The following is a 21,761-nucleotide window of genomic DNA, read 5'->3' as shown; positions in this document are numbered from 1 at the left end:
AATATTATCATGCTGAAATTCGAGTTTTGCAAGTGCCCCATGAAATAATCCAGGAAATGGAGCATTTGTTGATTAAAGGTGAGCGTTTTAACAGCATCAGCCATCTGATCGGACTGGTGGCGGCCCTGGCAGGGTGCTCATTTTTAATTTATGCAGCTTCAAGGCAGGGTGATCCGTGGAAGATTGTCAGTTTCAGTATTTACGGCGTCAGCCTGGTAGCGCTGTATTTATTTTCATCCTGTTATCATTGTACACAGGGTGGGGCAAAGCAGATATTCCGGCAGCTTGATCATTACTCGATCTATCTTCTGATCGCAGGAACTTATACGCCATTTACTCTGGTGACTCTTCGCGGCGGATGGGGCTGGTCCATCTTCGGGGTGATCTGGGGTCTGGCGCTGCTTGGAGTGATGCTGGAACTGTTTTTGAGAAACAAGCGCGGATATTTTGCAGTGGCAATTTACCTTTCTATGGGCTGGGTGATCACGATTGCCTTGAAACCGTTGCTGAGGGCTTTGCCGGCAGCAGGCTTTACCTGGCTTCTCCTTGGAGGAATATTCTATTCCAGCGGAGTGATCTTTTACTGCCTGGATAAAAAAGTAAAGCATTTTCATGGGATCTGGCATTTATTCGTGCTGGCAGGCAGCCTCTGCCATTATCTTACAATTCTGATCTATGTTTCCTGATGACCTGATGATTGTTCGACGAGTTGATTGTTTATAGTTATCATATGAAGACTTGCAGATTGCGAATAATATTTACAAGCTGAATCCGTCATCCGGGAGTGCCATGACGAGTAAAGTACTGACCATCATGTTTACAGACATCAAGGGGTTTACTGAAAAAACCTCCGGTTCCTCCAGGGAGAACCTGCATCAGTTGCTGGAGAGCCACGAGAAGCTCCTGCTGCCTGTTGTATCCAGATTTCATGGCACCTTGATCAAGACGATCGGCGATGCGCTGCTGATCAGCTTCGAATCTCCGACTGACGCCATTCTCTGCGGAATCATGATTCAGGAAACTCTGGCAGGCTACAACACAAACAGGCTGGAAAAAGACAAAATATTTGTCAGGGTTTCCATGAGTTCCGGTGAGGTGGAGATCCGGGACAATGATGTTTTTGGCGAAGCTGTGAATCTGGCGTCCAGGCTGGAAGGGATCACAGACCCTGGAGAAGTATATTTCACGGAATCAGTTTACCTGGCTATGAACAAATCCGAAGTACCGACCTGCGAGGTCGGTTTCCGGGTCTTCAAAGGAATCCCTGAACAGGTCAAGGTGTTCCGGGTTCTGCGGGACATCAAGTTGACAGGCTACAAGGACCTGCTGCAGAAGCTAAAGATTCAGCCGCCGAAGTGCAGGAGTCAGAAGTGGAAAATTGCGGCTGGAGTCAGCATCATAGCAGGAATAATTATAATTGCTTTAAATCTTCTAAGCGACACTCAGGAGGATTTTGCAGCCAGAATCGAAAAGGATCTGGCTGAGAACAAGCTGACTGAGGCATTTCTGGAACTCGATGCAATGGGTGAAAAATATCCCGGAGATCCGCTGACCTTTGAGGAATCCATGAAATGCCTGACAGCCGGGGTAACACACGCAGTTTCAGAAAAGTCCTTTGAGGAAGCGGCCCGGCTCATCAAGACCTGGAAACAGGAAGTTCCAGAAATCAATACCGGAAGCCTGGAAATCTATGCTTGTTCTGCAGAAGCTGATTTTCTGTTTCAGGTTGGCAGGCATGACACTGCTCTGGGAATATACAAATACCTTCATCTGCAGTACCCGGACAACCTGGAACTGAACAGGCACATTTATCAAGCATGCAGCAGGACAGGCGCACCGCCTGAAGCAGAGAAACTGGCCGGGGAAGCAGTCTTTTTCGTGGCCAAGAATTCAATTGCTCCTGACGACTTAGGCACCAAGAGGGCACTCGTTTCCCTGATGGAAACTGCGGAACAAGGCCGGGCAGAAGAGATATTTTTCCTGATCAGGAATAAGTATCCCCAGTGGATGCAATATCTCAAGGCAGCACTCATTGCAGATCAGCCGGTTTTTCAGGTGAGAATCTTCAGGCTTCTGAAAAATAGCGGAGATCTCAGCTTCACAGAGGAAGTGCGCTGCCGTTTTCATCAACTGCTGACCCATGCTCCAGACACAGCTGAAACCGAGTCTGCTCTTTCAGAAAACCTCTCTTTTTTCATCGATCAGTCCGGAAATCCGGGCTGGGAATCAGTCAAAGCAGAGGCAGGATCAGCTGAAATCCATACTGTGGAGATCCTGCGCTACTTAGGCGACCTCCCTGCCCGGGCTGCTGAATTTCTGCGCGTGAGTTTCAAAGCTGAAATCGACAAATCTTTACCTGAATGGGCTGTTCAGACCAAGTCAGGTAATCTGCGGCTTAATGCCTATCTCATGCTTGAAGCAGAGGGAGACCTTTCCAGGATCGATCTCTGGCTGTTTCACGAGGACAGCCTGACCAGGCTGATACTGGCTGACAACCTTCAGGCATTGAAAGTGCTTGTGCCTATGGCTGTCGACTATTTCCTGAAATCTCCGCAGAAGAAAGAGATCAACGAGATTGAGGAGGATGCGTTAATCTGGTTCGACAAGCAGGTGAGTGCTTTGAAAATTGCCGGTGACGTCCGGGCCTTTGAGGCTGAAGAACTGCTAAGGGAACTCGATAGATTGCATTATGATAATGACAGGATCAAGAATCGGTTTCGGACTAAATGAGATTTTAAGCATTGAAAATTCATTCAACTGCAAGTCAAGAGATCTGAAGTTCCTGTACTTGATGAATACATGCTGGCGATTTTGGGCATCAGGACAGGAAATTTTTCAGAATCGAGTGGCCGTGCTCTGTGAGCACAGATTCCGGATGAAACTGCACGCCTTCAACTTTAAATTGTTTGTGCCTTAAACCCATGACCAGGCCGTCTTCTGTCCAGGCCGAGACTTCCAGGCAGTCAGGCAGGCTTTTTCGTTCCACGATCAGCGAATGATATCTGGTTGCATGGAAAGGAGACGGCAAACCACTGAAAATGCTTTTCCCGTCGTGGAAAATCCTGTGCACTTTGCCATGCACAACTGCTCCTGCCCTGATCACCCGGCCTCCGAACACCTGGCCGATGGACTGATGGCCAAGGCAGACACCGAAAACAGGGATTTTTCCCGCGAATTCCCTGATGGTTTCCAGGCTGATCCCTGCTTCTGAAGGCGAGCATGGGCCTGGAGAAATGAAGATATGCGACGGCTTCAGATCAGCGATGCCCTGCAGCGTGATTTCATTGTTACGGAAAACGCGGATCTCCTGTTTCAGCTCGCCTAGATACTGCACGATGTTATAGACAAAGGAGTCGTAATTATCGATCATCAGGATCATTGAATTAACTCCATTTCCTGGCTTTGGCAAATTTCTGTGGTGTGCAGCCACAGGGAGTGCGTCAGCATTGATTTGTGGCGGGTCCTGTCCTGTGGCAACTTTTATTCTCCTTCGCTTTGCTCAGTGCGCCTAAAAGTTCCCACTGGCCACCCCACAAAGCTTTTGCGACTCAAAAATGCAAATTTGCCAAACCATAGCGCCGCGGGCACGGCGAAAGTATAGTAAGCATCATTGCGAAGCCTCTATGGTCTTGAGCAAAGCCTTGGCCTTGTTCAGCGTTTCCTGATATTCGCGCTCAGGTACTGAATCTGCCACAATTCCGGCTCCGGCCTGGATGTAGCCTTTTTTTCCCTTGATCAGGATCATGCGGATGGCGATACAGACATCCATATTACCTGTGAAACTGAAATAGCCGATCGCGCCTGCATAGACTCCGCGCCGCCTGTTTTCCAGCTCATCAATGATTTCCATGGCCCGTACTTTGGGAGCTCCGGAAACAGTGCCTGCAGGGAAGCAGGCGCGGAACAGGTCGAACATGTCATTCTCGGATGCGAGTCTGCCTACAACATTGGAGACTATGTGCATCACCCTGGAATAGCGTTCCACCTGGAAAAGTTCAGTGGCTTTTACACTGCCATATTCGCAGACCCGTCCGATGTCGTTCCTCGCCAGATCCACGAGCATTACATGCTCTGCCCTCTCCTGCTCATCAGCCAGCAGTTCCTGCTCCAGTTCCAAATCACGCTCCTCGGTTTCACCTCTGGGCCTGGTTCCTGCCAGAGGCCTGGACACGACAATGCCGTCATGCACCTTGATCAGTGTTTCCGGCGATGAACCCAGTATATGCATGTCAGAGAGGCGCAGAAAATACATGTATGGCGAGGGATTGGATTTGCGCAGGCTTCTGTAAACTGAAAAAGGGGTTGCATCAAGATCAAAGGACAGGCGCTGCGAAAGAACCACCTGAAAGATGTCGCCTGACAGGATATATTCCTTGGATTTTTCCACAATTTTTTCGAACCCGGACTGGGTGAAATTACTGGAAAAGGTGCAGGTTTTCGTGGATTTCTGGGATTTGTAACCTGACTCGTCCAGGCAGCCTGCCAGCACTGTCACGATTTCACCGAAGCGATCCTTTGGCTCGGTTTCGGCGTAGAGTACTAGGGTCACTGTATTTTCCAGATGGTCGAAAAGGATGATTTCTGAGGGAAATATGAAAAAAGTGTCAGAAATGCCGAGTTCATCCGGGTTTTTATCCGGAATCTTCTCGATCAGCCGGATCGCGTCATAGCTGATATAGCCGAGCGCTCCGCCGGAGAAGACCGGGATTTCAGGCAGCCCCTTGTATTTACCCGTGAGCTCTCGAAGAAGATCAAGCGGGTTTCCTGCTTGTTCCGATTTTACTCCGTCAACTTCCAGTTCAATTTTGTTTCCTGTGCTTCTGAAAATCAGAAACGGCCGTCCGCCGATGAACGAATACCTGCCGCGCTCTCCGCTCGACTCCAGGGATTCATAGATGAAGCTGTATTCCTCCTGCGAATAAAGCAGAGAATAGGCTGAAACAGGAAAAGACTTGAGCGGAAGTTTCCTGTAAAAAGGATGTTTACTCAAAGCTGATGCATTCATGCCCGCAGATCTCCCTGATCCGGTCGAAAAACTCCGGGAAAGAAATGTTTACGCATTCGCAGCCATTGACCACTGTTTCCCCTGATGCGAGAAGCCCGGCAATGGTGAGGGCCATCACGATTCTGTGATCGTCGAAGCCTTCGCATTCGGCTCCCTTCAGCTGCACAGGGCCGTTCACTGTGAATCCATCCTGGCATTCGCTGATGTCGGCCCCGAATTTTTGCAGCTGGGACACAATGGCTTTGATCCTGTCTGATTCCTTAATCCGCAGTTCAGCAGCATCCCTGACTTCTGTCAGTCCCAGAGCTTGGGTGGCTGCCACAGCCAGAACAGGAAGTTCGTCGATCAGGAGCGGGATCAGGGGACCTGAAATTTTGGATCCTGAAAGCCTTGATCTGCTGATTTCAATGTCTGCCACAGGCTCATTGCAGGTATCGCGCTGACCAGCGAGATTGAAGCTTGCCCCGGCACTCTGAAAATATTCCAGAATTCCGGTTCTGGTGGGATTGACTCCCACATCAGACAATATGATCCCATCTCCTCTGAACGCTCCCAGCACCAGGAAAAATGCTGCTGCGGAGATGTCGCCTGGGACAGACATTTTCCGTCCAGTCGGTTGCCTGTGCTTTCCAAGAGCTACAAGGAGTCCTTCTGTCTGAATGTCGACCCCGAAATATTGAAGCATACGCTCAGTATGATCGCGGGACAGGCTGGGTTCTGAAATTTTCTGTGATCCTTCAGCGTAAAGTCCGGCCAGAATCAGGGCTGATTTAACCTGGGCGCTGGGAACAGGCATCACGAAATTCCCGGCTGTGAGAGCAGTACTGCCCTGAACTACAATTGGCGCGTATTTGCCGCCTTCACGGGCTGAGATATTGGCACCCATTTTGCGCAATGGCTCGATAGCTCGGGCCATGGGACGGCTGTTGAGACTCTCGTCACCGGATAAAACGCTGAGAAATGGCTGCGCTGCCAGGAGCCCTGTGAGAAGCCGGGTGGTTGTACCTGAATTGCCGCAGTCCAGCACAGCAGTCGGTTCTTTCAGGCCGTGCAATCCAACGCCTTTGATGCGTACGAAATTATCGGTCCGCTCAAAATTCACACCCAGGGCTTTCAGACATTTCAAAGTGCTGGCGCAGTCGGCAGAGCTTGCAAAATTGCTTATCTCAGTCACACCATTCGCAATTGTTCCAATGATGGCTGCACGGTGGGAAATCGATTTGTCTCCGGGCAGCATGATTTTACCGGAAGCGCTGTTGATACCCTTTATTCTGACCTTCATAATCTTAAAATTCCTTTATCACTTCACGCTGGAGACAACAATTAATTTCCAAGAGAACCCATTTCCCGGCCTATGGCATAAGCGACCCGTTTCACTTCCTGCATCAGCTGCTGGAACGAATCCAGTTTCAGCGACTGGGCTCCGTCGGACAGGGCTTTGGACGGATGGGGGTGCACTTCCACGATCAGGCCGTCAGCCCCGGCTGCAATCGCAGCTCTGGCCAGAGGCAGCACCATTCCCCAGCGGCCTGCCGCATGGCTCGGATCAATGATCACTGGCAGATGCGTCAGCATCTTCAATTCAGGAATACTGCTGATATCCAGGGTATACCTGGAATAGTCGCTGAATGTCCTGATCCCGCGTTCACAGAGGATCACATTGTAATTTCCTTCAGACATTATATATTCAGCGGCCAGGAGGAATTCCTTGATCGTGGCGGAAATGCCGCGTTTCAATAGAATCGGCTTTGCTGATCTGCCGGCTTTTTTCAGGAGGGAATAGTTCTGCATGTTGCGGGCTCCGATCTGCACCAGGTCCGCATACTCGGCCACCACATCGAACGTGTCTGTATCCACTGCCTCAGTTACGATGGGCAGTCCGGTCCGTTCGCGTGCCTGAGCCAGGATTTTCAAGCCTTCTTCCCCAAGTCCCTGGAAGGAATAGGGTGAGGTCCGCGGTTTGTAGGCCCCGCCCCGCAGCATGACGCTGCCCATTTTTTTGATTTCTTCAGCCACTTCCATGGTGATATCCAGTGACTCTACTGCGCAGGTCCCGGCAATCACTGCGATCTTTCCGTCACCAAAACTGGTTCCGCCAACTTTAACCACAGTATCTTCAGGTTTCATTTCTCTGCTGGTGAGCTTATATTCCTGAGTGACATGAATTACTTCCGTAACTCCTGAGAGCGAAATAATCCGGCCTTCGTCGATCCGGCTTTTATTGCCTGTGATTCCGATCGCCACGCGCAGAGAGCCGGGGATCGGGTGAGGCGTAAGACCCATCTCACGAATGGACTCGCAGACGCGGTTAATCTGTTCTTCAGTAGCTTTGACCTGCATTACTATAAGCATTTGGTTCTCCTGACAGGTTCGATATTGGACAGGGCGCCTCTGAGAGCGCTTAGCTGTCGGTTAAGAATTATACCAGAAAGTAACTGAACCCAGTTTCATTTTTTTAACTTCTGATCAAAGAGCCAGAGCAGGACTTCGCTGGAAGCATAGGTTTGCGCCCAGACATTGTGCCCTTCTCCCTGATATTCAGTGTATTTTATGCTGCCACCCGCTCCCTTTACAGCCTCCACCATGGAGCGGGAACGGACTGGTTTTACGGTGGTATCAACGCTTCCGTGGAAGGCCCAGACCGGTACTGTGGCGACTTTCGCGGCCAGTTTCGTGTCTCCACCTCCGCAGAGAGGCAGGGCTGCCGCGAATTTTTCCGGCATTCTCTGCAGCAGGTCCCAGGTGCCGAAACCGCCCATGGAAAGTCCGGTCAGATAGAAGCGGGACTTATCAGCCTGCCGGCTTTCGATCACGCTATCCGCAAGTTTCACGGCCAGATCGAGCGGCCAGGAGATATTGACCGGCATTTCGTGAGTGTCGGTAGCCCAGTCCACGTCGACCCACCTGAGATCAGCCGGGCATTGCGGGACAATGATGATAGCCGGCATTTTCTTCCTGATGGTGAATTCCAGGATCTTGAGCGGGCCATTCACAAGAGTGATCTGGTTATCACTGCCCCGCTCGCCTGAACCGTGCAGGAAAAGGATCACCGGCAGTCCGGATTTTGTTCCGTTCAGAGGCACGTGAATTCTGTATGGAAGGCTGTGCCCGCCAAAGAAGAATACTTCTGCCGAAAAGCAGATATCCGATGACGAGGCCCGGGTGATTTCAGCGGTGTTCATGGTTTCAGCTGCGGATGCTGTCACTGCGGACAGAATGAAGACATTCAGCAGAAAGAGAATAAAACATTTCATTTCGTCTCCGGTTGATCAAGATAGATTTCAAGCAACAGCTTCTTCAAAGCAAGTTCTTGTCAGCCTTTATCTTCCTGTGCTCGAATCTCCCGCCTAACAGCCTATGCCATTGACTGCAGAAATCGAGAAACACTTCGACCGGGACAGTGTGTTTCCTGCGCAGCCTCTCAAAATCATATCTGCGGGACTGAGATGCCATATCTTCGAGCATCTCGCGCTTCATTTCATCTGTCAGCTTCATATTTTGCCTTCAGTTCCTGAAACAAATCCTCGCGTTTGAATAGAAGGAAATATTCTTTCAACTGATTCCAGTCTAAGCCCGGATTACTCTTCAGCAGACTCTCAATGTCGCAAAGCTCAAGCGCCTCCCTTTCAGGCGCGTTGCCCATAGCCTGCAATTTCAAGCCGATGATGCCTTCAGGTCTGAGCACTTTGAGGCTGAATCCGGAAACATGATGTATTTCAGACTGTTTCAGCATTTCCAGCGTGTATTTGCGCCTGGCGATGAGGATGTCCACTGCGACCCCACCCGCCTCCGGCAGATACTGGGCCACTTCCTCCGTCTTATAAAACGACTTGTATTTCAGATCATAGAGTATTGATTCGGCCTTTCCCAGGTCATCTGAATTGATCAGAAAATCAAGGTCTAAGGTGGAGCGGTTCACTCCCCAGAATCCGAGGGAGACTCCTCCGATCAAGGCATAATCGACTTTCTGAGATCCCAAAGCAAAGGCAAGCTGAGAAAGCAGTTCTTTAAAATTCATGGGAATATTATATCATTAGAATTTCCTCAACGGAAGACAGATGGGGTAAATGAAAAATGCCGAGTAATCGGAAGGGATTAATAAATTGTAGGAAAGATTACAGCAGAGCCTTCTTGAATTCCCTGATCAGTTTTTCCAGGTCTTCGCCTTTTTTTATTGCTTCCACCAGCCTGCTGCCCACGATCACTCCATCCACCAGAGGGGAAAATTTCGCAGCCTGATCAGGATTTGAGATACCGAAACCAAGACAGAGCGCTTTGTCCGTGCATTTTTTCACCTGCAGCAGGAAATCGCGGAGTCCTGCGGGAAGCGTTTTCCTTCCTCCGGTCACTCCAGTGATGCTGACGCAGTAAATGAAACCCTGCGAAATATCAGCGATTTTCTTGATCCTTTCCGGTGTGGAATTAGGAGCAGCCAGAAGGATCAGTGCGATTCCGCTTTTCTCAGCTTTCAGAGCCCAGTCTGAGGTTTCTTCAAGCGGCATGTCTGGAATGATCAGCCCTGAAAAGCCCGCTGCCTGAAGATCGCCGAAAATCCGCTTTTCTCCATAAGCCATCAGAGGATTCAGGTATGACATCAGAATTAGCGGGACAGTCATCTTGAGCTTTTTGACGCCTGATAGAAGCGCTGGTAAGGTAATGCCTGATTCAAGTGCGGACTGTGAAGACTGCTGGATGGTTTTCCCGTCTGCCACAGGGTCTGAAAAAGGGTAGCCAATTTCAATGATGTCTGCACCGTTTGCAGCGGCCATCCGGAGGAGTGAAAGACTTTTTTTAAGATCCGGAAAGCCGGCCGTGAAATATGGAATAAAGGCTTTTGCTCTTTTTTTTCTGAGTTCCTGAAATTTTTCGCTGATTTTCATGCCAGGCCTTCCATGATTTCAAGGTCTTTATCGCCTCTGCCTGAGAGATTAACGATGAGAATGCTGTTTTTTCGGAAGGTTTTGGCTGTCTTCAGGGCATGGGCGATTGCATGGGAACTCTCCAGAGCCGGGATGATGCCTTCCAGCCGGCAGAGAGTCCTGAAAGCCTGCAGAGCTTCCTTGTCAGTTGCTGAAGTGTAATCAGCCCGTCCGGAATCTTTGTAATAAGAATGTTCCGGGCCTACTCCTGAATAATCCAGTCCTGCTGAGACCGAATGAGTGGAAAGTATCTGCCCGTCCTGATCCTGCATCAGGTAGCTTCTGGCGCCATGCAGCACTCCGATTCTGCCTGTCGCAAGCGTAGCGGCATGTTTTCCTGTGGAAAGGCCTTTTCCCCCTGCTTCTACTCCGATCAGGCGGACCTTGTCGTTTACAAACGGGTGGAAAATACCCATCGCATTGCTGCCTCCGCCTACGCAGGCGATCACAGCATCAGGCAGTCGTCCTTCCAGTTTGAGGATCTGCTTTCTGGCTTCTTTCCCGATCACAGACTGGAATTCCCGTACCATGAATGGATAAGGGTGAGGACCGACCACAGAGCCGATGCAGTAGTGCGTGTTTCCTACGTTGGTCACCCAGTCCCGGATTGCTTCATTGATGGCGTCCTTGAGTGTCTTTGTGCCTGAATCCACAGGAATTACCCTTGCGCCGAGCAGATTCATCCGGAAAACGTTCATTTTCTGGCGGCGGATGTCTTCAGATCCCATGTAAACGCAGCATTCCAACCCCATCAGAGCACAGGCTGTAGCTGTAGCTACTCCATGCTGGCCGGCCCCTGTTTCGGCGATAATTCTTTTTTTGCCGATAGCGCGAGCCAGGAGTATCTGACCGACTGCATTATTGATTTTGTGCGCACCCGTATGCAGAAGGTCTTCGCGTTTCAGGTAAATCTTCGCGCCTCCAGCTTCTTCGGTCAGCCTGGCGGCAAAATAAAGCGGGGAAGGACGGCCTACATATTCAGCCAGCAGGTTTTTGAATTCCTGATTGAATTTTTTATCGCTCCGCAGGCAGTTGAATGCCTCGTCCAGTTCAGACAGGGCTCCCATCAGCGTTTCAGGTACGAATCTGCCACCGAAGTTCCCGAAGTAGCCGGACTTGTCCGGAGTCTGCCGTTTCATTTCAGAGGCCTTTGGCGAGACAGTCCAGAGCCAGCAGATAGCCCTTACATCCAAGTCCGCTGATCTGACCAGTGCAGACCGGAGCGATCACCGATTCACTCCTGAAGGGTTCCCTGGCGTGGATGTTTGTTAGATGCACTTCGATTGTGGGGATTTTGATGGCTTCGATGGCGTCGCGGATCGCATAGGAATAATGGGTGTATGCGCCAGGATTGATTATTAATCCAGCACAGTCTCCGGCAGTCTGAATCGCATCGATGATTTCCCCTTCGCTGTTTGACTGCAGAATCAGGACAGAGATTTTGAACTGCTTCGCTGATTGTTCGATTTTCCGGTTGATTTGATCCAGGGTCAGATTGCCGTAAATTTCAGGTTTTCTTTCTCCCAGCAGATTCAGATTAGGACCGTGGATTACAAGAATTTTCCGCATTCTACCTCCTTCACTTCCGCTCTGCCGATCTTTTCCGGCACAGGCAGCCTGATCATGTCCTGCCTGACTTTTTTGTCCTGGGTGAGCATTTCCTTGAATCTTGTGGAATCAATATCTTCAGGAATTGAGACAGGAAGCGAATAATCAGAAATCAGGGTCAGGATTTTCTCACAGTCTTTTTTCTTCAAAAATCCCTTGTCTCTGCAGATTTGAGCTTCCACAGCCATGCCGATCGCCACGGCTTCTCCATGTCTATAGCGGGTATAACCGGTCAGGGTTTCGATCATATGACCTACTGTATGCCCGAAATTCAGCACTTCCCTGATGCCGAGTTCTTCGCGTTCGTCCTTTGATACTATGCAGGTCTTGATTTTCGAGCAGCAGGAAACGATCTGCTGCAGAGTTTCCGGTTTCCTCGCCAGGATGTCTGATTTTCTGTCCGCTAAAAACGAGAAAAGTTTATGATCACGGATGATTGCGTATTTAATCACTTCTGCCAGGCCGTTCCGAAATTCACGCTCAGGCAGGCACTGGAGGAAAGCTGTGCTTGAAATCACCATTTCAGGCTGGTAAAAGGTGCCGATCATATTCTTGCCCCTGGAGTGATTGATTCCAGTCTTGCCGCCGATCGCGGAATCCACCTGAGCGAGCAGTGTGGTGGGAATCTGAATCACCGGCATTCCGCGCTTATAGGTAGAGGCCACAAAGCCGCAGAGGTCGCCGATTACACCTCCGCCCAGCGCGATCAGGAGGTCTGACCTGGAGTAACCTTCTGTGAGCAGGAAACCGTAAATGCGCTCAGCAGTAGAAAGGGTTTTGAATTCTTCGCCGTCAGGCACGCAAAAGGCCTGAATTTCGGTCTCCCCGCAAAGGCCGGCGATCTTGTTGAAAAAAAGGGAGGCTACCAGCGGGTTGGAGATGATGGCGACTTTCCTGGGAGCTAACTCTTTCACTCGATCGGACAGGAAAGAAGACAGCTTGTTTCCTACCTGGATCACATGCTTCCCTGAGGCATCGGTTTTGATGTCTTCTGAATAAGTTTCTTCAGAAGCCCTGGGAAGATTGAGAGCTGATGCGATCTCCTCTGCTGCCTGTCCGGCTTCGCGCATCGAGGTATCGCAGGTATGGTCCGCCTGCACATGCGATTCCGACAGTTCCTGATAAAGGTCTGAGAGCTTCTGCCTGTCCCATTCAAGCGGCAGCAGGCGGTGCTCGACCCTGTCCAGAAAAATATCGTGATCAACATGAAGGTAGACTATCCGGTCGCTTTTCGAAAACAGCTTCCTGTATTCCTCATCGAACGGTGCGCGGCTGCCCCAGGCGATCACAGTCCCTGAGAGAGGGGAAATTTTTTCAGCAAGTTCGAGGGAACAGGGATGATAGAGGATTTCCTCGCCCGGAAAAAAAGCATCGCCGAGTATGGCTCGCTCTTCAAGTTCCATGAAAAGGTCGGTGGAGAGGAAAGAAAAGCCGCATTTTTCGGCCAGGATCCTGCCGATCGTTTTTTTGCCGCTGCCGAAAAAACCGGTGAGTATGATGTTTCCAGGCATGGAAGTATCATACAGATTTTGTGTTTGTTTAGCAATTGGGCCTACGTTGGGTTGACAGCAACAGCTATTGAGTATGATTTGCAATACATTCAAACCCAGTATAGACTAAGTAGCATCATGTTTGCTGATAAAAAAAGATAGCGAGTGAGTGTCCCGTCCGATTCTATGATTGACTGGGTTGAAATTCCCCTGATCAGTTCACAAAATCTAAAGTTGAGGTGAATCTATGAAGAAAATTTATGGGCGTGTACTGGTAAAAGAGTCCAATGCAGGTATCCCCAATTTAGTGATTGCAGCTTATGACTCAGATAGAACCACACAAGGAATTGCTTCTATTAGCAGCCTAAATCTTCGAGAATCTATGCCAGAAAGTCTGGGGCATTTAGGCAAAAGAATTGGATCGGTTTTGACAAATCAGGATGGGGTATTTGCCTTTAGCAGTGATGAGCTAGATTTTTCCGGCAATGAGACACGTCCTGATCTGCTTATTGTAGTATTCGCCCCTGAAGATATTCGAGACGTTAAGCGCCCTTATCCATTGCCTCCAGAGCAGCGAATACTCTATATATCATCAATACCTAGAAATGATGCCGGTTCAGAAGAAGCTTATATCATCCGGTTATTACAGGCACAACTTGATGAACATCAAATTCCATCAAATACTTCCCAGAGAATCGATAACAAGAGTGAAACTGCCAGTCTGCATTTGTTTAATGCGATTGAACAAGCCTATATTTTTCGCGATAACTTAAAGGTCAAATTAGCACCTAGAATGCAAGTTGAATCAGATAAAGCGGCAGAAATAAGGGCATCGGCAAAAGAGAAATTTAAAAACTTATCAGCTATTCCAAAGCACTTAAAGAATCGTAAGCGACTTCTCAAGGATCCCTCTCACCTTGAACGTATGCAGAACGAGGTCATAATTAAGAGCTGTGAGCGTTTCAATGAGATTCAAGGCAAATTTCGTCTGACTCTTAGCGAAGATGATTTACAAACGATTGGGTTAAAAATTGATAACGGTAAAATTACAGGAAGAATCGAGAAAGACGAGCTGAAAAAAAAGTTTGAAGCTAATCGCGGCGTGACTGACCTTATCCGGGTCCGTGATATTAACATCCCATCCGCGGAAGACCTTGTGAATAAATACATCGCAGAGCATGAAAAATAATTTCATGCAAACTCAGGCAAAATTAACTAAGTAAAGGAGAAGGAGAATATGCCAATTAATAATAATCAGGCAGTGATGGATTGTGTTGTTGAACAAATCAAAGAATTACAGACTCCTATCTTTAAAGAGACAGGGATAAATGCTGTATTAACCGAACTAAAGGACCTTAAAAGCTTTCTTAACAGTCCTGCTGATAGCACAGCACTTCCGATATTGGTTGCGATTATTGATCAATTTACGGAAGTTAACAAAGGTACAATCAAGCTGCAAGATGCAGGCGAAGCGTTGGGTCATCTTGATACGCTTTGTAAATTGATGGCTGCTTCTGCAACACCCGATGATCCGCGCAATGCAATTTTACTCAGTGTGTCCGAACAAGTCATGAAACTTTTGCCGTCTCGCCCAGATGTCGAATCTGTTCTAGGCGATCTCCAAGCAATAAAAAACCTCAAGGGCGGTCCGGCAGATGCAACTTCTTTTCATGATTTTCATGTTCTTCAACTTGCCTTTGAAAATATCTGGGTTCATGCCTTTGATGCCAGCTTAAAAAAACAGGTTGAACAATTATTCCGGGAAGCTGTAATAGGATGTCACAATCTCGGAATCCAATTGCCCGGTTTTTTATTAAATCCATGTAAAAGCGATGATGAAAGCGAAATGGACATAGATGATCTTAATGAATTTATCAGAGATGTTGAAAATATGATTACATCATCTATACCACCGATGCCACACGCTGTCCGTTTAATATTCCCTGATGCGGAACCTTATTGGAGTATCATGAATGATGAGCAGCGTCTAGCCATTATCCGGATAGCAGCGAAGTATTATCAAGAGCAACATTATTCTTACACAAGTCCGGCAGCCGATGGTTCAGTTGGAGGTGGTTATACTAGCTGGTCAGCACCATCAGAAGTTAGTGAAACAGATAAGAATACCGTTGCGAATATTATTGAGTCTGCTAAAACGCAGGGAGGCCGTCTACAGAAACTGATCAGAGAGATCGGAAAATCAATATCCGAGCCATATGCATTCGATGTTTTCGCTCCTGGATCTTACAATTTTGGGGTTATGCTCACCTATCGGCAAAAATGGGAACCAGGTGAATACCAGGCAGGAGACTTGGTTGCCACTATCCCTCTGGCGCCAGGAGAAACGCGTAAATATTCTAAGAAAGTAAATGTAAAGACCTCCCGCGCGGTTAAGGAGCTGGAAAAATCCATGTCTTCCCACTCCGAACAATCCTCAGAAACAAGCCGTGCCGAAGCTGACATCATGCAAAAAGCGAATACTGCTACAAATTTCAAGATGACTGCGCATGGTTCGTTTAATATAGGCATAGGAAGTATGGATACGTCTTCCGAATATTCACTTAGTCAAGCCACGGAATCTGTCGCGAACAAGAAAGAATTCCATGAAGCCACCCTAAAGGCAGCACAAGAATATCGCCTTGAAAGATCGGTTGAAGTTGACTGCATCTCATCAACTGAAACAGAAGAAACCACTTCCGGAGAGATTTCCAACCCAAACAATGAAATTACTGTTACTTATTTATTTTATGAATTGCAGCGTAGATATCGAATTAGTGAATCTATTTACCGCGCCCAGGCTGTTATTTTAGTAGCACAAGATGTCCCTGCCCCCAATGAAATTGATGAATCCTGGTTGATTAAATATCAATGGATTCTATCTCGAGTTTTGTTGGATGATTCTTTCAGACCGGCACTTGAGTATCTTACATCGGGAATGGCAGGCGATGAAGTATCAATTGAAGTTTTAAAAGCGCATTGGAAAAATCAGTTGGGACTTGCAAAAGCTTTGGAGAGCAAAGTTAATGCTCAAATCGACATGCGTGACACACTTCGCAACTGGCTGACTGATACAACTGAAAAAGAAGATCTTGTAAAAGCTGCTGCAAGTGATATACCTACTGTTGCAAAGATATTTTCGTTTGGAGTAGCGGGTAAGATTGAGGAATTAGAGGCAGACAAACTGGAGGCATACCGCAAGGCAATTAAAACTCGCCTGGAATATGCCGAAGCAGCCCTTGCGGATGCTCAGGACAGATTAAAACAGACAACCGATGCGTATGAAAAAGCTACCCAGAAATATGAGGCAGCCCTCCAGCAGCAGTATAACCGCCATGTGGCAATTGATCAGCTCCGTATTCATGTCAAACAAAATATTTTGTATTACATGCAGGCGATATGGGATCATGAACCACCTGACCAAAGATTCTTCAGGCTTTATAAACAAGAAATTACATGCCCCGGGGTTAATCCAGAACTCTCGGATTTTTCAGTGGTTTCCGGGTCTGCGGTAGCAAAACCACAGCATCCAGTGCTTGCTGGTGATCAAAAAGTAACGATTCCAGATGCAGTTAAGCAATTTCAAAAGTATATTACAATTCAGGGGGATTATAAGGGGGGAGGAGTTCTTCCATTACCTAAAGATAAAGTTCAACTTAACGAGATCGCTGATTTGGACAATCCCATTGGATATAAGGGTAATTACATGATTTTTCCCTTAAAGAAAAATACCGATCTAACTGATTTTATGCTCCAGGATTTTGTTGATGATTATCTGGGGGTGCGCGATCCTGACCAGGCTGTTGAATTTGATTGGGTGAAGTTTGATTCTAGATGGCAAGCAGCTAGTGAAAGGGAACGACATAATCTGTGTGCTGAGTTGTTGGACTATTTGACGGCAGCCAGGCGTACCTGGGACGATATTAGTATTCCTGTGGGTCAATTGTTTATTGAAGCACTGCCAGGTTCACATCCTTTGCTAGAGGATTTCAAACTGTTACATCGGGTTGAAGATGTGCGCAAGGTGAAAGCTGAAGTGAGGCATGCGGAATTGGAAAATTTGCGTCTGGCAGCCCGATTGGTGGCCGGTGAGCTTGAAGACCCGGAAATCGAGCGTCGGATATTGGTAGATAAAGGTGTAGGTATATCGATTGACCCCAACCAATAATTGATATTTGATTTTGGCAAATCAGTCAAGGAGATGCGCTGAAATCCACGTGGGGTGTCCAAGTGCACCTTTTTACACACTGCGTCTGCAGAAAGAGAGAATAAGTTGCACTAAAGCAAGTTCCGCCAGTAATTAAGGTTTTAGGCAACTATGGCGGGACACTTCCAAACTATAAATAACAAAAAGGGTACATTTCATGTCAAATCCTCCAAATGATGCTGGCGTAGAAAAAGCCAGATCAACGTCACCACAAGATAGAATGACAACTGAAGCGCGAGGTACTGGAGCAGGTCAGCAAAAAACTGTGGCCAACAATACTCCAGCCAGAGCAACAAGCACAAGTCCAAAACTTACTGAAAACAGTACTCAACAAGTCAAGCAAACTGTCCAACAAAGTAATGAACGCAGAGATAAATATTTAAAAGCGATACTTGATTGTCATGTCACAAAAAAATATCAATCAGACGGGGTAAATACTTTTTGCAATTACTTCGCACGTGACGTCATGAAAAATATGGGTCTTAAAATATCAGAACATGAGGGGGAAGCAATTTACCCTGATATAAAAGCAAATTGTCTATGGTATTGGCTCAGGGGTTGGGGTAAGAAGCGTGGCTGGATTAAAGTGGATTGGAAACGTGCTCAGGCAGAAGCTGATGATGGTTATCCTGCCATTGGTGTAATGTTAAGGGCTGCTCATAATAGTCATGTGTGGGTTGTGCGTCCGAAAGATAATGAAAAAGAGAGTTTACTAAAAGCGGTTGCATTAACGCTAGGCAGAAACTACCTTACTCCAGACGACGAAACCACTAAGAATGTTTTACTAAATAGTAATGGAAATGATCGGAAGGCTCTCGTTAAAAGTGGAAAAGCACACAAAAAAAAGAATCCCCAGAAAAAAATAGCATTGCCAGATGGGCCTGCAGTTGCTCAAGCTGGTACCAATAACTATGAATATGGGCGCCCTCTTAGGGAATCTATTAAAAATCCTACTACACAATATTGGGTTTATCATCCTACTGACAATGGCAAATAAGAAGATTTATTTTAAACAACGATTTAATTTAATCATAAATCATCTTACCAATAAATTTTAGAAAGGAACATTTTTTATGTCAGGACCAAAGTCTCCACCTGATATCGGTGAGGAAAAAGCCAGATCTACATCTCAAAAAGATAGATTAACTACGACGGAGCGTGGTACCGGAGCAGAGCAAAAAGAAACATCATCCATCAACACTCCAGCACCCAGAATCTCTTCCAACGAAATCCCGCCCAATATAAGTGCATTTAGCAGGATAGAGGACCAGAAGGTGAGCTTTTACTTTACAGCCAGGGAGTCTGATTTTTCAGTTAGTAGCGACTCACAGGTTTTGGGAACCACTGGCAAGGAGATTGCCAAAGTGAGCAGTAAATTTTACAAGGCTCTCTGCATGGAAGGCAGCGGAATTCTCAATAAAAACAATCTGTGCTTGAACTTTGCCAATCGTTGCTTCAGCATTAAACCCAATGGTTGTAAGGACATCAATATTCCCAAAGAGAGTGATTTTCCAACAGGTAGCGCCAGGCCAGTTATGTCCACTTCAGGAAAGGTGATTGCTAGAGTGAGCAGTAAATTCTTCATGGTGCTCTGTAAGACAGGCAGTGGAATTCTAAAAGATGGCAGCTGTGTGAAGTTTGAAGGTTACCGCTTTAATATATTGCCCAGCGGATGCAAAGGCATCACTGCCCGACGCTATTGGATGGTCCCCTTCCACACTCTGGCTGTAAATGAGAAAGAAATACCTTATGAAGGAGTGTATTACATCCCAAAAACGAGAAATCTGAAGCTTCCCAATGGCGAAGCACACGACGGCTACTGGTTTGCTCACGACACGGGTGGTCATTTCGAGTCTTCAAATAACCGCATAGATATGTATTGCGACAAAAAAGTCTGGGTCAGATGGATGGAATCCAATGTTGCCGAAACGTTGTCCCCTCTGGAAATGTATCGCGTGGACGAAGCCACAAAACAGAAAGTGTACGCTAAGTATCATCAACTTCTTGGTCGTTGAGCAGTCACAGCGTGCCCTATTCATTCTCCAATCATGCTGGGAAGATTTATTTCGAGTTAACAAACCATCACGTTAGTCCCATTTAAAGCTGTCACGAGAATCGTCAAGGATCTGAATTTTTATCTCACTTAAGACCTAATCTTTGCAAAAGTTTCACGATCAAACTGGTTTTAAGATCACAGCTCATAATGCCTTCAGCATGAATTGCTCCGGCACAGACACTGTCATGAGTTCAGTTGTGAGTATGCCTCTGTCAGTCAAAACATTGATGGCTGCTTCCACATCCTGCCAGGTAAATTTGGCGGCTTTTTCAGGCGAACATTTCTGCAGGGAGTTGAATATCTCCTTGGCTGAAGCAGATTTGGACTTATTCACCAGATAGCAGATACTGGAATATAGCTCAAGGTCACGGTCTACAGTCAGTGAGTCGATAAATTCAGCAGCCTTTGAAATAAACGGCTCAAAAAACTCCATTTTATCATGCGTCTGGTTGCTTATCAGTGTGTCCTTAAGATTTTCTGCGGCTGTCGCTGATTTTACCTTGTAGTAATCCTGATATTCCTTGATCTGCGTGGATAGAATGTCAATAGAATGAGCATACGGCCCGTATAAATATCCATCGAATTTGAAAAAGTCCTGCCTGGAGAAATAATTCATGAAAAAAGCGGCTTTTTGAAGCCTGGTCTTGGTGAATTTCTTGAGCCTCTTTTTAATCTGGATCAGGAAATAATGCGAGATTGTCAGTTTCGGTGCTTTGGATAGTGCATCATCTACATTAATAATGCGTGCAGGCTGAAAAGGCTCATAAACAACAAAATCAATTTCTTCCTGTAAGGGTTTGATATGTTTCACGACAATTTTCAACACATCATTCCAGCTCAAGCCGCCATTGCCGCAACCAAGGGGTGGGATAGCAATGGATTTGACTCCCAGCTCCTTGATCAGTTTTACGAGTTCAGCCATGCCTTTTTCGATATACTCAAGTTTCGAGTTTTCTCTCCACTTGTCTTTCGTAGGGAAATTGATGATCAACTGTCCGTTTTCTTTGAACCAATGTAATGTCCCGATAGTCAGCGTCTTGCTCTTGCAGGCTTTCTGATAATCTGCGTTGTTTTCAGGAAATCTGCACTTGAATTTATAGGCAATACCCTTGCCCATATAGCCTTCGCAATTGACAGTATTCACCAGCGCCTGGGTCTTTTCTTCGAGGATGTCGCCTTTTTTATAAAAAATCACTGCTCGCTCACTTTCACAAACATATTAGGAAAGAAAAGGACATCATTATAATGTATATGCTTTGATCTGAAATACCTGTAAATTTCAAGCTGGATTTCCTCTGTTTCAGTGTAGATACTGTGAAAGTCAGTAATTTTCAATGATACAGGAGACAAACATTCAGCCATGCATACTTGCTTGCAGTTGGGATCAGTATAATCACGCTTATCCATGGCTTTCCAATCAATCTTTTCAAAGCCTTCAGCATAGTCAATTAATTCCGGTTTTTCAAAAGGTTGCAGGGAAAGCGGATGCTTATCCAGGATTTTGAAATTGTTTTTGCGGGCAAAGTTCCTATGTATTGTTATCAGGATAAAACTTTCACCAGGATGTTTTTTAATAACCGCTCCCTGGAAAGGATTTTTAGCGAAAAAGTGAAAGGGAACGAATTGATCAAGATTGTAGGGAACCCTGGATGCTATAATCTCCTGATCTGCAATATCAGTGTATTCAAGTTCAAGCGCCTGTACTTTGGAACGGGGCAACAGACCATTTTCAGCAATTGACGGCAGGTTTTCCAATGGCGTGAGATGGTAAATTAATTTCTGATCTCTGATGCTTTTTTTTTCAGTCATTTTTTCACTTTCTGCTTATTCTTACAGAATAAAGAAATGAGATAACCATAGACAGACTTAGATATTTTAGAAAAGCAACCAATGCAAGCCACTATTTCTCTCAGCTCTTGTTTTGCCAGTAAGAACGTTAGGCCAAAAGTTAATAAAGTTAGTGCTGCAAGAATGTTAGTCAAGTGCACCATCTGATAATCCATATATCTTTGAGTTTCAATTTGTCCAAAATATCGAAATTCTTTTTCAAAAGGCTTTTTATTATACAAACTATGAAGTTTACCTTCGAGAGAGGCTAAACCGGGGTTAGTGAAGAGGATTTTCCCATAATACTTGCCTGTAAAAAGAGTTCCTTCTTTGTGTAGGGAAGAGACAAGTATGGGTGCAGTTGCTGTAAACTTAGTGTGTTGTATGGTAACTTCAAAAGTGTCAATAATAGGAGTTTGAATATTAATACAAATAAAAGCTGGGATTTGATCTGAAATTACATATTTACTTGTAATATTGATTTCTACCGTAATAGTCTGGAGTGTATCATCACCGGTCAGTGGATATGTAAAACTCCATAATACAGATGATTCTCGCGGGATGAAAAACAAGATGGCAGCCCAAACAAGGATGATTAAAACGAGAATTGAGTTTAAAAAATTGAGTATGTTGTGCTTTTTGCTTCCCATTA

Annotated in this window: 20 protein-coding genes; 6 read left to right on the top strand and 14 right to left on the bottom strand. The window is 46.5% G+C overall.

Annotated elements, in window-relative coordinates; translation table 11 throughout:
* Positions 1 to 68 precede the first annotated feature (68 nt).
* Complete coding sequence (locus PHW04_09800; GenBank protein MDD2716177.1) at positions 69 to 686, top strand: hemolysin III family protein; 618 nt, start codon at positions 69 to 71, stop codon at positions 684 to 686.
* A gap of 103 nt (positions 687 to 789) precedes the next feature.
* Entirely contained in the window at positions 790 to 2,730 is a 1,941-nt protein-coding gene (locus PHW04_09795) for an adenylate/guanylate cyclase domain-containing protein (GenBank protein ID MDD2716176.1), read from the top strand.
* 88 nt (positions 2,731 to 2,818) lie between these two features.
* Here PHW04_09795 and PHW04_09790 read toward each other — a convergent pair whose 3' ends face one another.
* From PHW04_09790 to aroB, 11 genes are all read right to left on the bottom strand, one after another.
* Positions 2,819 to 3,379, bottom strand: a complete 561-nt coding sequence (locus tag PHW04_09790; protein MDD2716175.1) for an aminodeoxychorismate/anthranilate synthase component II — start codon at positions 3,377 to 3,379, stop codon at positions 2,819 to 2,821.
* Between the two features lie 228 nt (positions 3,380 to 3,607).
* Positions 3,608 to 5,005 carry an anthranilate synthase component I gene (gene trpE / locus PHW04_09785; GenBank protein MDD2716174.1) on the bottom strand — a complete coding sequence of 466 codons (1,398 nt, stop codon included), beginning with the start codon at positions 5,003 to 5,005 and terminating at the stop codon, positions 3,608 to 3,610.
* Entirely contained in the window at positions 4,983 to 6,287 is a 1,305-nt protein-coding gene (aroA, locus tag PHW04_09780) for a 3-phosphoshikimate 1-carboxyvinyltransferase (protein MDD2716173.1), read from the bottom strand. The genes trpE and aroA overlap by 23 nt, the downstream gene beginning before the upstream one ends.
* A gap of 41 nt (positions 6,288 to 6,328) precedes the next feature.
* Entirely contained in the window at positions 6,329 to 7,357 is a 1,029-nt protein-coding gene (gene aroF / locus PHW04_09775) for a 3-deoxy-7-phosphoheptulonate synthase (protein ID MDD2716172.1), read from the bottom strand.
* Positions 7,358 to 7,452: 95 nt separating this feature from the next.
* Positions 7,453 to 8,259, bottom strand: a complete 807-nt coding sequence (locus tag PHW04_09770) for an alpha/beta hydrolase-fold protein (protein ID MDD2716171.1) — start codon at positions 8,257 to 8,259, stop codon at positions 7,453 to 7,455.
* A gap of 43 nt (positions 8,260 to 8,302) precedes the next feature.
* The gene (locus PHW04_09765) at positions 8,303 to 8,500 is read right to left on the bottom strand and encodes a hypothetical protein (GenBank protein ID MDD2716170.1); all 198 of its coding nucleotides are present in this window, start codon (positions 8,498 to 8,500) and stop codon (positions 8,303 to 8,305) included.
* Positions 8,484 to 9,023 (bottom strand): nucleotidyltransferase family protein, encoded by a 540-nt coding sequence (locus tag PHW04_09760; protein ID MDD2716169.1) that lies wholly within the window; start codon positions 9,021 to 9,023, stop codon positions 8,484 to 8,486. Before PHW04_09760 ends, PHW04_09765 begins: the two co-directional genes overlap by 17 nt.
* A gap of 97 nt (positions 9,024 to 9,120) precedes the next feature.
* Complete coding sequence (gene trpA / locus PHW04_09755) at positions 9,121 to 9,885, bottom strand: tryptophan synthase subunit alpha (protein ID MDD2716168.1); 765 nt, start codon at positions 9,883 to 9,885, stop codon at positions 9,121 to 9,123.
* Positions 9,882 to 11,063 (bottom strand): tryptophan synthase subunit beta, encoded by a 1,182-nt coding sequence (gene trpB / locus PHW04_09750; protein MDD2716167.1) that lies wholly within the window; start codon positions 11,061 to 11,063, stop codon positions 9,882 to 9,884. The genes trpA and trpB overlap by 4 nt, the downstream gene beginning before the upstream one ends.
* Position 11,064: 1 nt before the next feature.
* Positions 11,065 to 11,493 (bottom strand): type II 3-dehydroquinate dehydratase, encoded by a 429-nt coding sequence (aroQ, locus tag PHW04_09745; GenBank protein MDD2716166.1) that lies wholly within the window; start codon positions 11,491 to 11,493, stop codon positions 11,065 to 11,067.
* Positions 11,475 to 13,043: a 3-dehydroquinate synthase gene (aroB, locus tag PHW04_09740; protein MDD2716165.1), complete on the bottom strand. Its 1,569-nt coding sequence runs from the start codon at positions 13,041 to 13,043 to the stop codon at positions 11,475 to 11,477. The genes aroQ and aroB overlap by 19 nt, the downstream gene beginning before the upstream one ends.
* 226 nt (positions 13,044 to 13,269) lie before the next feature.
* Between aroB and PHW04_09735 the strand changes: the two genes are divergently transcribed.
* The 4 genes from PHW04_09735 to PHW04_09720 all read left to right on the top strand — a co-directional run bounded on the left by PHW04_09735 (position 13,270) and on the right by PHW04_09720 (position 19,241).
* The gene (locus PHW04_09735; GenBank protein MDD2716164.1) at positions 13,270 to 14,211 is read left to right on the top strand and encodes a hypothetical protein; all 942 of its coding nucleotides are present in this window, start codon (positions 13,270 to 13,272) and stop codon (positions 14,209 to 14,211) included.
* 48 nt (positions 14,212 to 14,259) lie between these two features.
* Entirely contained in the window at positions 14,260 to 17,187 is a 2,928-nt protein-coding gene (locus tag PHW04_09730) for a hypothetical protein (GenBank protein MDD2716163.1), read from the top strand.
* 196 nt (positions 17,188 to 17,383) lie between these two features.
* Positions 17,384 to 18,223: a hypothetical protein gene (locus PHW04_09725; protein ID MDD2716162.1), complete on the top strand. Its 840-nt coding sequence runs from the start codon at positions 17,384 to 17,386 to the stop codon at positions 18,221 to 18,223.
* 76 nt (positions 18,224 to 18,299) lie between these two features.
* A complete protein-coding gene (locus PHW04_09720; protein ID MDD2716161.1) occupies positions 18,300 to 19,241 on the top strand; it encodes a hypothetical protein in 942 nt (313 codons plus the stop codon).
* Positions 19,242 to 19,424: 183 nt separating this feature from the next.
* Here PHW04_09720 and PHW04_09715 read toward each other — a convergent pair whose 3' ends face one another.
* From PHW04_09715 to PHW04_09705, 3 genes are read right to left on the bottom strand one after another with little or no spacing between them, the layout of a single operon-like run.
* A complete protein-coding gene (locus PHW04_09715) occupies positions 19,425 to 20,477 on the bottom strand; it encodes a macro domain-containing protein (GenBank protein MDD2716160.1) in 1,053 nt (350 codons plus the stop codon).
* A complete protein-coding gene (locus tag PHW04_09710) occupies positions 20,474 to 21,091 on the bottom strand; it encodes a DarT ssDNA thymidine ADP-ribosyltransferase family protein (protein ID MDD2716159.1) in 618 nt (205 codons plus the stop codon). Before PHW04_09710 ends, PHW04_09715 begins: the two co-directional genes overlap by 4 nt.
* Entirely contained in the window at positions 21,088 to 21,759 is a 672-nt protein-coding gene (locus tag PHW04_09705; protein MDD2716158.1) for a hypothetical protein, read from the bottom strand. The genes PHW04_09710 and PHW04_09705 overlap by 4 nt, the downstream gene beginning before the upstream one ends.
* Between the last annotated feature and the right edge of the window lie 2 nt (positions 21,760 to 21,761).

The sequence above is a fragment of the Candidatus Wallbacteria bacterium genome (assembly GCA_028687545.1).
Classification (GTDB): domain Bacteria; phylum Muiribacteriota; class JAQTZZ01; order JAQTZZ01; family JAQTZZ01; genus JAQTZZ01.
This window is presented reverse-complemented; position numbering and strand designations above follow the sequence as displayed.

What these genes read in the sequence shown, in the direction of transcription:
- PHW04_09795 (MDD2716176.1), top strand. Translation starts at nt 790, where the DNA reads ATGACGAGTAAAGTACTGACCATCATGTTTACAGACATCAAGGGGTTT.
- PHW04_09790 (MDD2716175.1), bottom strand. Translation starts at nt 3,379, where the DNA reads ATGATCCTGATGATCGATAATTACGACTCCTTTGTCTATAACATCGTG.
- trpE (MDD2716174.1), bottom strand. Translation starts at nt 5,005, where the DNA reads ATGAATGCATCAGCTTTGAGTAAACATCCTTTTTACAGGAAACTTCCG.
- aroA (MDD2716173.1), bottom strand. Translation starts at nt 6,287, where the DNA reads ATGAAGGTCAGAATAAAGGGTATCAACAGCGCTTCCGGTAAAATCATG.
- aroF (MDD2716172.1), bottom strand. Translation starts at nt 7,357, where the DNA reads ATGCTTATAGTAATGCAGGTCAAAGCTACTGAAGAACAGATTAACCGC.
- PHW04_09770 (MDD2716171.1), bottom strand. Translation starts at nt 8,259, where the DNA reads ATGAAATGTTTTATTCTCTTTCTGCTGAATGTCTTCATTCTGTCCGCA.
- PHW04_09765 (MDD2716170.1), bottom strand. Translation starts at nt 8,500, where the DNA reads ATGAAGCTGACAGATGAAATGAAGCGCGAGATGCTCGAAGATATGGCA.
- PHW04_09760 (MDD2716169.1), bottom strand. Translation starts at nt 9,023, where the DNA reads ATGAATTTTAAAGAACTGCTTTCTCAGCTTGCCTTTGCTTTGGGATCT.
- trpA (MDD2716168.1), bottom strand. Translation starts at nt 9,885, where the DNA reads ATGAAAATCAGCGAAAAATTTCAGGAACTCAGAAAAAAAAGAGCAAAA.
- trpB (MDD2716167.1), bottom strand. Translation starts at nt 11,063, where the DNA reads ATGAAACGGCAGACTCCGGACAAGTCCGGCTACTTCGGGAACTTCGGT.
- aroQ (MDD2716166.1), bottom strand. Translation starts at nt 11,493, where the DNA reads ATGCGGAAAATTCTTGTAATCCACGGTCCTAATCTGAATCTGCTGGGA.
- aroB (MDD2716165.1), bottom strand. Translation starts at nt 13,043, where the DNA reads ATGCCTGGAAACATCATACTCACCGGTTTTTTCGGCAGCGGCAAAAAA.
- PHW04_09735 (MDD2716164.1), top strand. Translation starts at nt 13,270, where the DNA reads ATGAAGAAAATTTATGGGCGTGTACTGGTAAAAGAGTCCAATGCAGGT.
- PHW04_09730 (MDD2716163.1), top strand. Translation starts at nt 14,260, where the DNA reads ATGCCAATTAATAATAATCAGGCAGTGATGGATTGTGTTGTTGAACAA.
- PHW04_09725 (MDD2716162.1), top strand. Translation starts at nt 17,384, where the DNA reads ATGTCAAATCCTCCAAATGATGCTGGCGTAGAAAAAGCCAGATCAACG.
- PHW04_09720 (MDD2716161.1), top strand. Translation starts at nt 18,300, where the DNA reads ATGTCAGGACCAAAGTCTCCACCTGATATCGGTGAGGAAAAAGCCAGA.
- PHW04_09710 (MDD2716159.1), bottom strand. Translation starts at nt 21,091, where the DNA reads ATGACTGAAAAAAAAAGCATCAGAGATCAGAAATTAATTTACCATCTC.
- PHW04_09705 (MDD2716158.1), bottom strand. Translation starts at nt 21,759, where the DNA reads ATGGGAAGCAAAAAGCACAACATACTCAATTTTTTAAACTCAATTCTC.